This window comes from Apibacter mensalis (assembly GCF_001418685.1).
Lineage (GTDB): Bacteria > Bacteroidota > Bacteroidia > Flavobacteriales > Weeksellaceae > Apibacter > Apibacter mensalis.
Genome location: NZ_LIVM01000001.1, coordinates 187,595 through 199,908 on the forward strand (window position 1 = coordinate 187,595; position 12,314 = coordinate 199,908).

Here is a 12,314-nt window from a genome sequence, read left to right on the forward strand (position 1 = left end):
TTATATATTTGTTATTTACCAATAATAATTCTAGTCTAAATGGATTTCTCATTACCAAATAAAATTCTTGAATCTTATTGGGGGTATAAAGAATTCAGACCTCTTCAAAAAGAGATTATTCTTACTATATTAGAGAGCCATGATACTATTGCTCTTTTACCTACCGGAGCAGGAAAATCTATTTGTTATCAAATCCCTTCGATTTTAGCTCAAGGTACCTGCATTGTTATCTCTCCATTATTAGCCCTTATTAAAGATCAGGTTAATTTATTAAAAAAGAAATTGATTCCTGCAGAGTATATTTCTTCTGATCAAACAGCGGATCAACAAATATCTGTATTTAATAAGTTGCGAAATAATGAATTGAAATTATTATATGTATCTCCGGAAAGATTATTAAATAAAACCTTTTTAGAGATTATAAAAGATATAAAGATTTCGTTTATCGCCGTTGATGAAGCTCATTGTATTTCTGAATGGGGTAATGATTTTCGCCCATCCTATCAACAAATTATAAAGTTCAGAGAATATATCGGTATTCAAATTCCATGTATGGCACTTACAGCAACGGCGACCGATAAGGTCCTATTTGAAATTATAAAAAAGTTAGACTTAAAGAATGTTCAGGTATTTAAAAAATCTTTTAAAAGAGAAAATCTTTCTTTACAAATATTACACGTAGGTGACAAATTTGGAGAAATTGAAAGGATATTACATAGATATAAGGGCTCTGGGATTATTTATTGTAGGACTAGAAATGAAACTAAAAATTTATCCGAAACTCTAAAAAGAAAAGGATTCGATGTTGAATTCTTTCATGCAGGATTATCAGCGCAGGAAAAAATTCAAAGACAAAGAGATTGGATGGAAAGCAATACCCAAGTCCTTATCTCAACTAATGCTTTTGGAATGGGTATTGATAAAAAAAATGTTCGTTTAATAATTCATCTTTCTCCTCCCTATTCATTAGAAAATTATTATCAAGAAGTTGGTCGTGCAGGAAGGGACGGACTTTTGGCACATACATTTTTACTGTGGAATGAAGCAGAGCTTACAGATATCTATTCTTCGCTAACTCAAACCCTATCTTCAAAGTCTGAATATGATAAAATTATTAGATATTTATTTTCAATGTATAGTATTGTTCCTAATGAACTACCGGATGCTATTTTTGACCTTGATTTGAAATCATTCCAACAACGTACAAAAATTAATAAAAGTAAAATTATTCCTATTTTGGAATTTCTTCATAACAGCTCAATACTTCAATGGAAATACGAACCTTCGGATAGTTTACTTAAAATAAACTTCCCAATTGAAAGACTTGATACCAATTTTTATGGTAAAGATTCTATAATATTTGAAAAAATTGCCAGAAAAATAACCGGTGTTTTTTCTTATCAAATAAAATTTGATGAAAGGAAATTAGCTGATAATCTTTTAATACCTCTTTCCGTGTTACATACAATACTTATAAAATATAATCAATCCGGAGATATTTCTTATGTCGATGGAAATAAGCAAAAAATTCTTTTTTTAGAACCACGGAACGATCAAAAACTCTTAGGCATATATTGGAATGAATTTCAACTTATACAACAAAATAAATTAGTTAAATATAAGGAATTGGAATTTTTTATTAAAAATAAAAAATATTGCAGGATGAAATTAATTCTTGGATATTTCGGCGAAAAATCTAACCATACATGCGGAATGTGTGATGTATGTTGTAAATCCAAATTAGATGAACAATCTTATTTAAAAGATATTTTTACTTTTATAAAACAACAACCTAGAAGTAGAGAGGACATTTATGCTGAATTTCGAAATATTTCTTTTGAGAAAATTCATGAATGTTTACAGGATTTAATCTCAGAAAATAAGATTAAAGTATTAAATTTCAATACCTATTCAGCTTAATATACATTTTTATTTATAATATTTTTTTTATTTATTTTTACCTTTACCGAATGAATATAGATATTGAAGTATCATGGAAAAATTTATTAAAGACTGAATTTGAAAAACCATATTTTTCTTCTTTAATAAATTTCGTAAAACAAGAATATAAAGAACATACCTGTTATCCAAAAGGAAAAAACATTTTTAAAGCTTTTGAATTAACTCCATTTGATCAGGTAAAAGTAGTACTTTTAGGACAAGATCCTTATCATGGAGCAGGACAAGCTATGGGTTTATGTTTTTCTGTGCCCAATGGAATTGTATATCCTCCTTCTCTAAGGAATATTATTGTTGAATTAAAAAATGATACCGGTATAGAATTAAAGTCCGGGGATTTAACACCGTGGGCAAAACAGGGTGTTTTTTTGCTTAATGCTACTTTAACGGTGCGAGCACACCAAGCAGGTTCACACCAAAAAAAAGGATGGGAAACTTTCACTGATTCTATAATATATAAAATATCTGAAGAAAAAGAACACATTGTATTTATCTTATGGGGAAGTTACGCGCATCAAAAAATAAATTTAATTGATACTCGCAAACATTTCATAATAAAATCCGTTCATCCTTCTCCTTTATCTGCGCATAGAGGCTTTTTCGGTTCAAAACCTTTTACTCGCACTAATGAATATTTAACTTCAAAAAAAATTGAGCCTATTCAGTGGTAAACCGAATAGGCTCAATTTTTTATATTAAATTTTATCAACTAATTTTTAAGCTCTTTTTCTAATTGCTTCATTAACTTTTTTTCATTCTTTTTATACAATTTCTTCTCCTTTCTAGACATATCTTCATAATTTTTTTCAAACATATCAGATACATCTCCTACTTCTTCATCTATAACTTGAATTTCTTCAATTCCATCTTTCCCTATAGTAGAAATTATTGTTTTATCTTCTTTAGGAGCATCTGCTTCTGAAGGATTAGACACCTCAGAATTAACATCTGAACTAGAAACAGAATCAACTTCGACGGTTTTTACTTCTTCTTGTTGAGGGGTTGGATTTGCTTCTACATTTTTTGATTCATCTTCTTCCATATACGGAATTGGAGTAGTTTCAACTTCGGTTTTTTCAATTTCTTCTGTAGATGTAGACGGAATAGGAGCAGCTGTAGATTCAGTTTTTTCTGATTCTATAATTTCATTTAAGTTCTGCTCATTTTCTAATTGAACTTCCGGAGCTTGTGTTTCTACTTCAGATTTTTCTTCTGCCACATTCGCTTCTTCTATTTCTATTTCCATTTCTTTTTCCGGTAAAGCAATTTCTTTTTCTGGTATGACAATCTCATTCTTTTTTTCTTCAATAATTTTTATAGGAACTTCATGAACCGTACTATTTTCTTCTTCTTTTTTAATTATAGAAGCTTCCTTAGCTGCCGGTAAAGTAGAAACTTCTCCTGCTGATTCTGTTTTTACAATAGTTCCATCTATCAATTTCCAATATCGATTTCCAGCAGCATCTTGAACTATTACCACTTCATTGGGTGATTTAAAGGTAGGAACTGATGCTTTTCCTTTTAATTCTATTGTTCCATCTTTTCCATAGGAGAATATATAACCACTATTAGCTTTACCATCCCTTGCCCCCCTATAAACTAAAATCATTTCTCCATTCTGTTCAAAATAAACTCCTTTTTCAGAAGTTTCTTTTATCTTTCCCTTTTGAGCATAAACAGAAAGCGTAAGTAATAAAAGAAAAACAGTATACTTTTTTTTCATTGTTCGCTATTTTGATTAAAAATATAAATTTTCAAGCTACTAATATACGTTTTTTTTATTTAATAATTTCATATTTTATTAGTCATGAATATTTATATTATTTTTACCAGAAATAAAATTTATTTACTATCTATTTTTAAATCATTATTATAGGGCAGAGTACCCTTATTTTTTTTCAATTTAAAATTCTTAAAGTCTTCTGAAGATTCGATTCCATTAACTGAAATATTGGTGGTTATTCCATCTGCTCTATAAATTTTAACGGTATCCTTAGAAAAAATTTTTCTTTCTTTTTTATTCCAAAAAATTTGATTGGTTTTTAATGTATCTTTATCTGAATTGATAATAACAACATTCTTCCTTGCTTCATACCACCCTATTGTTTCAATTATTTTGGCATAATCTGCTTTTAAATGTCCCGGATCTTTACCTTTTTGATAAAAATCCATATCCAAACCTTTAGGAAAAACCGTATATGGAGTTTGAACAAATTCATATTCATCCATAACAGGCGTTCTTAATTTAATAATTGCATATATCGAATCAGTCAAAGTTATAGTTGCATTATATATTCTTCTAGAGGCAAAATTGGTATTTTTTTCTCCTAAATCTCCCCCCTTTTCATCCGAACATGATATAAAAATAACTAAAAAAAGTATAAAATAAAACCACCTTCTATTTTTTTTAATTTTTACCATCTTTCAATAATTAAAAAAAATGACAGTTATATTTATTAATTTTAATCATACTGCCTCTTTCTGAACCAAAGATCATCAAAATTAAATCCAACTTTAAAATTCACAAAATTTTCTTTAATTAAACCATTAGATTTTGATCCTCTTTGCCCTAACTCTATCCCCAAATTAAGCATTGAGGGATCATGTTTTCCTGCTTTTCCTAAAGGAAGACCTAATCCTGCAGTAAGTCCATATTGATCAATAGTTTTATTACTTACATTTAGACCTGTATTTTCATAATACAACCCATATCGATAAATGATCTTTTCAAAATAAGACCTAAAACCGTTTATATTAGGCAAATACCATCCCCCTACCGCTATACGGTACTTATTTTTATAATCAAAATTTTCTTCCGGTATTTTTAATTTGAACTGGTTTGTAAATTTAAGATCTGCTCCTAATGACCATTTATGTTCTTTTCCATAAGCAACTCCAATAGAGTATGAAGAAGGTAATTTTGCATCATGAGTTCCTTTAACATAGTTTAACGTATCTATTGATACTTTTTCATTATTATTATTATAATAATATGTTGAATATAAATAATTTATATCAGCATCTACGGTATGACCTATAGTATAGGTGGCCCCAATTTTTAGTAAGTGATTAGTACTTAATTTTTTGCGATAAGCAACTCCCAAGGTATAATCGAAAAAACCATATTCTTGCTTATTAAAAATACCGGAAATCAAATTTGCATTTTGTAATGATGCTTCTTGATCTTTTTTTAAATCTCCCCAAACATAACCGATTTTAGCTCCTAAAGAAAATTCATCGGATATATTATATGAATACATACCACTGAATGCATTGAGTCCTCCTCTTCCCTTAAATAAGGATCTTTGATTTACTGATTCAGAATTTTCAGTATTTATATCATATCCTATGTTGGTGTAAGGTTGTAAGTTTACTCCTAATCTAGACTTAGTACCAACAGGAAAGGCTAGCGATAAATTAGCTAGATAAGTAGTGGATCGATCACTGCTTATGTCAGAAGTTTTAGCATGGGTATAATCTGTATTAATTACAATATTATAGCTGGTATATCTTAAGTTTCTGTTAGCTGCCGGATTTACAAAATTTGCTTCATTGATAAAATCTGAAATATATGAGGTTCCAATTCCCCCCATGGAAGAGATCATAATATCAGAATTAGTTTTACTCTCTCCTAAACCAAATGAGGAATAAGGGGAGGTAGAAGTTTGTTGACTATAAGCTGCACTCAGAAAAAAGATAAATGATGATAATATTGAGAAAAATTTAATTTTCATTCAGTGTGTTTTATATACAAAGTACAAATATGTTAATTCTGTACCGATTATAAAAATAATTGTAAGTAAAAATTCTTTGTAAAATATTTAGATCATTAAAAAAATTGATTTTTTTTTTTAAAATGTTTTGTCATTAAAAAATATACCTTATATTTGCAATCCCAAACAAAGGGTACCTTAGCTCAGTTGGTAGAGCAAAGGACTGAAAATCCTTGTGTCCTTGGTTCGATTCCAAGAGGTACCACTTTAAAAATCCATAATCAAATATACAAGATAAGGTTATGGATTTTTTGTTATTTTATATTAAAAGTATTACAACAAGTCTTTATTTAACAAATTACTTTTAATCATCATATTACAATACCAGTTATTAAATACAGATCAGATTTATTTGCTTTAGTTCATTCTTCAATTCCAAACCGGTATGAATTAGGTTTATGTAAATTCCTGATAAAAATCAAATAAATGAAAAAATCGTTATTAATATGTCCTTTTTGAATATAGAATATTATATCAATAAGTTGTCATCCTATATTTTTTTATTATCTCCTTTTGGTGAATTTTGTGGATAAAAAATTAAATTATTAATTATAGTATGAGATCATATTTAAAATGTAATAAATTGTTTTTTTTTAATAAATGTTCTTTCAATAACTGATTGTTCCTCCTTTATGATTATTAAAAATTTCCTCAGTAGAAAAATGTTAATGTTACTTATTTATAAAACACTTCCTCATTACTTAGCTGATTTGCTAAATTTTGAAGTAAAATTAGATTAAATGTATAAATCATTGATTTCTTTTACTTACTAAATTGGGTAAATAAATTAAAGATTGTATCTTTTCTAGATAACTTTTTAACTTAAATAAATTAGGAATAAGATCGGTTATTTTCGTATTTTTTATAGGAATACTTATTTTAAATCTACTAGCTTTTTGTTAGGAAATTTATTTTGTTTTATTTTATCTTAGCTAAATTACAATTCTGCTAGGATTTAATTATTGGGTCTTTTGCTTAGCCGTTGTACCTATGTTTAAGAATTTAAAAATGATTCTGTAGAAATTATATTTAATGTTTTTCATACCTTTTACTGGTTTGTCATATGATATTATTTAAATCTTCATACTAAAACTCAAATTGACCTTTATAAAATAATTTAGAAAGCGTATTTTTGCCTTTCTATTATTATCCTATGAATTATCTTTCAGTAGAAAACATCAGCAAGTCTTTTGGAATAAGAACGTTATTTTCCAATGTTTCCTTTCATATAAATGAAGGGGATCAAATTGCTTTAGTTGCCAAAAACGGAAGTGGAAAAACTACATTATTAAAAATCTTATCCGGAATGGAATCTCCTGATTCAGGTAAGGTGATATTCAATAAAGACATAAAAGTTGTTATGTTTGAACAATCTGAAACGTTTAATCAAGATGTAACCGCTGAAGAATACATTTTCACCCATTCCAATCCGGTATTAGATATCGTTCATCAATACGATACCATGGTACAGAATGCCCCTACCCATCCTGAATTGCTAAGTCTTATTGAAAAAATGGATCAATGGGATGGATGGAAAGTTGAACCGATAATTCAAGAAATTATAACTAAACTAAAAATAGATTTTCTTGATCAAAAGATAAAGAACTTATCAGGAGGACAACAAAAAAGGATTTCACTTGCTAAATTTCTGATCGATATAAGTTTTGAAAAAGGGACTGTTTTGTTGATCCTTGATGAACCTACCAATCATTTAGATATTGAAATGGTAGAATGGTTGGAATTTTTTCTTAATAAAGAAAACAAAACGCTTATTTTAGTTACACACGACCGTTATTTTTTGGATGCGATTTGCACCAGAATTTTAGAACTGGAAGGCGGAACCCTATATTCCCATAATGGAGATTATGAAACCTATGTCACCAATAAATCTTCAAGAATTGAAAATCAAATAGCTCAAACCGATAAAGCTAAGAACTTATATAGAAAGGAGTTAGAATGGATGAGAAGACAACCCCAGGCTAGAACATCTAAATCAAAAAGTAGAATTGAAAGTTTTTACAAAACGGAAGAAATTGCTAAAAAAAGTACTTCTGATGCTCAAGTTCAATTAGACATGCAAATGACTCGTTTGGGAAAAAAAGTTATTGAAATGGAACATGTTTTTAAGTATTTTGGAAATAAAATAATTCTGGACAACTTTTCCCATACTTTTGCCAGAGGATCAAAAATTGGGATTATTGGTAAAAACGGAGTGGGTAAAACCACTTTTTTAAAGATCCTTGAAAAAAAGGAAGAATTTGATTCCGGGACTATCGAATGGGGCGAAACTTTACAAATAGGACATTTTAAACAAGAAGGTCTTTCATTTAATGAAGACCAACGAGTTATTGATTTTGTAAAAGAAATAGCAGATTATTTCCCTTTATCTAATGGCAAACAAATTACAGCCGGTCAATTTTTAGAAATGTTTCTTTTTTCTCCGGAAGCTCAATATACTTACATATCCAAGTTAAGCGGTGGAGAGAAAAAGAGATTACAATTACTTTCTATTTTATTCCGAAATCCAAATTTTTTAATACTTGATGAGCCTACTAATGACCTGGATTTACCTACATTAACTGTTCTTGAAAATTTCTTAGACGAATACCAAGGCTGTTTATTGATTGTAAGCCATGATAGATATTTCATGGACAAAGTAGTAGATGAATTAATGATTTTTGAAGGTAATGGTAAAATATCCTGGTTTATAGGAAATTATACAGATTATTATTTAAAATCAAAAGAAAAAGAAATCGTACCCACTAAGGATGTTTCTAAAAAAGAGATAAAAAATATAAATCCAACTGTTGTTAACAAAGTTCCCAAACTATCTTTCAAAGAAAAAAGGGAATTAGAAAAGTTGGAAAAAGAAATTCCTCAATTAGAAGAAGAAAAAATCAAATTAACTGAAAAATTATCTTCTTCAAGTTTAAGTTTTGATGAAATTCAAGAAATTAGCAACAAGTTAGAAAATCTTATAAAAAGTTTAGATCTTAAAGAATCAAGATGGCTGGAACTCAGTGAACTTAAATCTTAAAAAATAAATTTCTTTTTTCATTTTTTACGACATTACATGTCCTAATCGGGATAATTTTTGATGGTTTAGAATTTTTATTCTTCTCCCCTCTACTTCTATTAGCTCATCATTTTTAAATTCTGAAATTAGTCGTATTGCACTTTCTGTAGCAGTACCGATTAAATTTGCCATTTCTTCACGAGTAAGAGTGATTTTGATAAAACCTTCATGATCAACATCAAGTTTTTTCTCTAAAAAAAGTAGAATTTCTGCCAATCTTTCTCGAACCGTTTTTTGTGCTAACAGCGTAATAGTTCTTCCTGCTTCACCTAAATGTTGAGATATCTTCTTTAATACATCGAATGAAACCTTAGAGCTTACTTCTAACAAACGATGAAAAATAATCTCAGGAATGTATACAGCAGTAATATCCTCTATAACCGTACAAGATGCACTAAAAGTTTCTCCTCCCAATAAAGAACGATATCCAACTATTTCCCCTTTTTTTACGAAACGTAATATTTGTTCTTTACCGTTAAACCCCCTTCTATAAATTTTACCTGTACCGCTTAAAATTCCATATATTCCGGTAGGTTTATAACCTTCATGTATTATTTCTTGGCCTTTCTCATAACGAATCTCCTTCATTTCTTTATCCAATATATGATGTTCTTCTTTAGTAAATTGGCTTAAAACATCTTTATTTTTTAATTCTGATATTAGTATATCAACTGAATTTTTAGACATGATATTACTCATATTTTTAATAATTTACGAACAAAAATAATACTTTATTTTAAATAAAAGGATATAACTTTGTACGTTTAGTAACAGCATATCTATGAGTGAGCATTGTTTTCATTGCGGACAGATCATTGAGGACACTCAAATTGATTTTGATAATAAATTATTTTGTTGCAAGGGATGTAAATCTGTATACGAAATTTTAAATCAAAATAAACTGGAAAATTACTATAGCCTAAATTCTAAAGCAGGAATAAAACCCGAAAAAAGACAGAATTACTTTGAATTTTTGGATACTCAACAAGTTTTTGATAAAATTATTGATTATTCAGAAGATGGACTAATACTTGTTACTTTTAAGATACCTGTTATTCATTGCAGCGCTTGTATATGGTTGTTGGAAAGTATAAAAAATATTAATAAAAATATTATATATTCCACTGTTAATTTCTCATCAAAAACGGTTCAGATTGCTTATAAAAATGAATCCTTCAAGCTAAGTGAATTAGCTAACTTTCTTACAGATTTAGGATATAAACCTGTAATTAATTTTGAAACTACTGAAAAAAAACCTGAAAAAGTAGACCATTCTTTGCTTGTTAAAATAGGTATTGCCGGATTTGCCTTTGGAAACATTATGCTATTTGCCTTTCCCGAATTTTTCGAAAACGAAAAAGACCTTTGGCTGCAACAATACAACTATTTTTTCAGAATTCTTATGTTTCTTTTTTCTTTGCCCGTTGTTTTTTATTGTGCTTCAGATTATTATAAATCTGCATGGGGAGCTTTAAAACATGGAGTTTTAAATATAGACTTGCCCATTGTTATCGGAATATTTGCCTTATTTTTTCGTAGCTGCTTTGAAGCTTATACAGGAATAAGTAATGGTTACTTTGATTCTTTAAGTGGGCTTTTATTTTTTATGCTCCTTGGTAAGTATTTTCAGCAAAGAACTTATAAAACCCTAGCATTCGATAGAGATTATAAATCCTTTTACCCCATCGCCGTAACCAAAATTACTTCTAATAAGATCCATGAAAATATTCTTATCTCAAATTTAAAAATTGGCGACAGAATATTAATACGGAATCAGGAAATAATTCCTGCCGATTCTGTTCTCATACATGGAGAAGCATTCATCGATAATAGCTTTATTACCGGAGAATCCAAACTTGTGGAAAAGAAGGTAGGAGAAAAAATATATGCCGGCGGAAAACAATCCGGTACCACTATAGAGCTTGAGATCATTAAAGAGGTTAATCAAAGCTATCTTACTCGTTTATGGAACAATGAAGCTTTCAAAAAAGACACTTCTACTATCGATTCAATTACTAATAACATAAGTAAATATTTTGTTATGGTAATTCTGATCATCACTATTCTAAGCGGTTTATATTGGTATTTCATTGAAAAAAACACATCTCAAATGTATCAAGTAATCACTTCCATACTGATAGTTGCCTGTCCTTGTGCATTAGCCCTTTCCGCACCTTTTACATTGGGAAATATAATGAGGATTTTTGGTCGAGAAAAATTTTATGTAAAGGATGCTCTCACAGTTGAAAAGCTGGCAAAAATTAATCATATAGTTTTTGATAAAACAGGTACTCTAACTATTAATAAAGCCAGTAAGATCAGCTATGAAGGTGAAAAACTTACCCCTGAAGAGTTAAAAAATTTAAAAGCCCTACTTCAAAATTCCAATCATCCGTTAAGCAGATCACTTTATGAAACTATACCAATGACTACAGAGTATGTACCTATTAAAGTTAAAGATTATGAAGAAATTATAGGAAAAGGAATTAAAGGGGTCGTTAAAGAAGTTGAATATAAAATAGGCTCATCCAACTTTGTAGGAAATGAGAAAAATATAAGTTCCAATACTTCCGTCCATATCTCTATTAATGGCATATACAAAGGTCATTATATATTTAAAAACCAGTATAGAAAAGATTTAAAAGAAATTATAAGCTCTCTTAAAAATTATAAAATATCTTTATTAAGTGGAGATAATGATTCAGAAAAGCTTAGTTTAGAAAAAATATTTTCTACAGATACTGTTATTAAGTTTAACCAGTCTCCCCAAGATAAACTGGATTATATAAAAAACTTACAAGACAAAGGACATAATGTATTGATGCTTGGTGATGGTCTTAATGATGCAGGAGCTTTAAAGCAATCTAACGTAGGTGTTGCTATATCAGATGATATTAACAGCTTTACTCCTTCATCAGATGCTATCTTAGATGGAAATAATTTTGCTTATCTGCCTCTATATCTAAAATTATCAAAAAAAGCATTAGCTATTGTTTCTATTTGTTTTATTATAAGTTTCTGCTATAATATTATCGGATTAAGTTTTGCAGTCTCCAATAGGCTTTCCCCTTTAGTTGCAGCCATACTTATGCCCGTAAGTTCAATCTCTGTCGTACTATTAACAACTTTAGTAAGTAAAATTATCGGTTATCAAACATTTAAAAGTAGATAAAATAAATTTTTAACATTATAATTTACCTATTGATAGAATTTATATCTAACTTTAGAAATATTCTAAATTAAAGATGCAAAGTAAAAATATATTACAAATCATTATCATTCAAATCAAATAAAATGTATTTTTGTTCAGTCAGTATGGAAATATTATATTTAATGATATTATGCAGTGTTTCATTAGCTGTTATATTTTTGATCCTTTTTATCTATGGGATTATGAAGGGCCAATTTGATGACGATGAATCACCTGCAGTAAGAATTTTATTTGATTCCAACGAAGATATTTCAAAAGAATCGAAAAACGATAATAAAGAAAAATAATAAAGTAA

The 12,314-nt window shown here is 28.8% G+C and carries 9 protein-coding genes and 1 tRNA gene; 6 read left to right on the forward strand and 4 right to left on the reverse strand.

Annotated features, from left to right (window positions below; genetic code table 11):
* The first annotated feature begins 39 nt into the window (after positions 1–39).
* Both ASC36_RS00795 and ASC36_RS00800 read left to right on the forward strand, forming a co-directional pair.
* The gene (locus ASC36_RS00795) at positions 40–1,920 is read left to right on the forward strand and encodes a RecQ family ATP-dependent DNA helicase (RefSeq protein ID WP_055424576.1); all 1,881 of its coding nucleotides are present in this window, start codon (positions 40–42) and stop codon (positions 1,918–1,920) included.
* Between the two features lie 50 nt (positions 1,921–1,970).
* Positions 1,971–2,630, forward strand: coding sequence for a uracil-DNA glycosylase (locus tag ASC36_RS00800; protein WP_055424577.1), 660 nt, complete (start codon positions 1,971–1,973; stop codon positions 2,628–2,630).
* A gap of 38 nt (positions 2,631–2,668) precedes the next feature.
* On the opposite strand, the gene ASC36_RS00805 is transcribed toward ASC36_RS00800, so the two are convergent.
* The 3 genes from ASC36_RS00805 to ASC36_RS00815 form a co-directional block, all read right to left on the reverse strand.
* The gene (locus ASC36_RS00805; RefSeq protein WP_055424578.1) at positions 2,669–3,682 is read right to left on the reverse strand and encodes a hypothetical protein; all 1,014 of its coding nucleotides are present in this window, start codon (positions 3,680–3,682) and stop codon (positions 2,669–2,671) included.
* Between the two features lie 119 nt (positions 3,683–3,801).
* Positions 3,802–4,380, reverse strand: a complete 579-nt coding sequence (gene lptC / locus ASC36_RS00810) for an LPS export ABC transporter periplasmic protein LptC (RefSeq protein ID WP_055424579.1) — start codon at positions 4,378–4,380, stop codon at positions 3,802–3,804.
* 41 nt (positions 4,381–4,421) lie between these two features.
* Positions 4,422–5,693, reverse strand: coding sequence for an OmpP1/FadL family transporter (locus ASC36_RS00815; RefSeq protein WP_055424580.1), 1,272 nt, complete (start codon positions 5,691–5,693; stop codon positions 4,422–4,424).
* 171 nt (positions 5,694–5,864) lie between these two features.
* Between ASC36_RS00815 and ASC36_RS00820 the strand changes: the two genes are divergently transcribed.
* Positions 5,865–5,937, forward strand: a tRNA-Phe gene (locus ASC36_RS00820).
* A 948-nt stretch (positions 5,938–6,885) separates the two neighbouring features.
* Positions 6,886–8,769, forward strand: a complete 1,884-nt coding sequence (locus ASC36_RS00825; protein ID WP_055424581.1) for an ABC-F family ATP-binding cassette domain-containing protein — start codon at positions 6,886–6,888, stop codon at positions 8,767–8,769.
* Between the two features lie 24 nt (positions 8,770–8,793).
* Here ASC36_RS00825 and ASC36_RS00830 read toward each other — a convergent pair whose 3' ends face one another.
* Complete coding sequence (locus ASC36_RS00830) at positions 8,794–9,495, reverse strand: Crp/Fnr family transcriptional regulator (RefSeq protein ID WP_245630712.1); 702 nt, start codon at positions 9,493–9,495, stop codon at positions 8,794–8,796.
* Between the two features lie 94 nt (positions 9,496–9,589).
* Here ASC36_RS00830 and ASC36_RS00835 point away from each other — a divergent pair, with 94 nt between their 5' ends.
* Together ASC36_RS00835 and ccoS are read left to right on the forward strand one after the other, a co-directional pair.
* Entirely contained in the window at positions 9,590–11,980 is a 2,391-nt protein-coding gene (locus ASC36_RS00835) for a heavy metal translocating P-type ATPase (protein WP_055424583.1), read from the forward strand.
* A gap of 143 nt (positions 11,981–12,123) precedes the next feature.
* Entirely contained in the window at positions 12,124–12,306 is a 183-nt protein-coding gene (gene ccoS, locus ASC36_RS00840) for a cbb3-type cytochrome oxidase assembly protein CcoS (protein WP_055424584.1), read from the forward strand.
* Positions 12,307–12,314 lie beyond the last annotated feature (8 nt).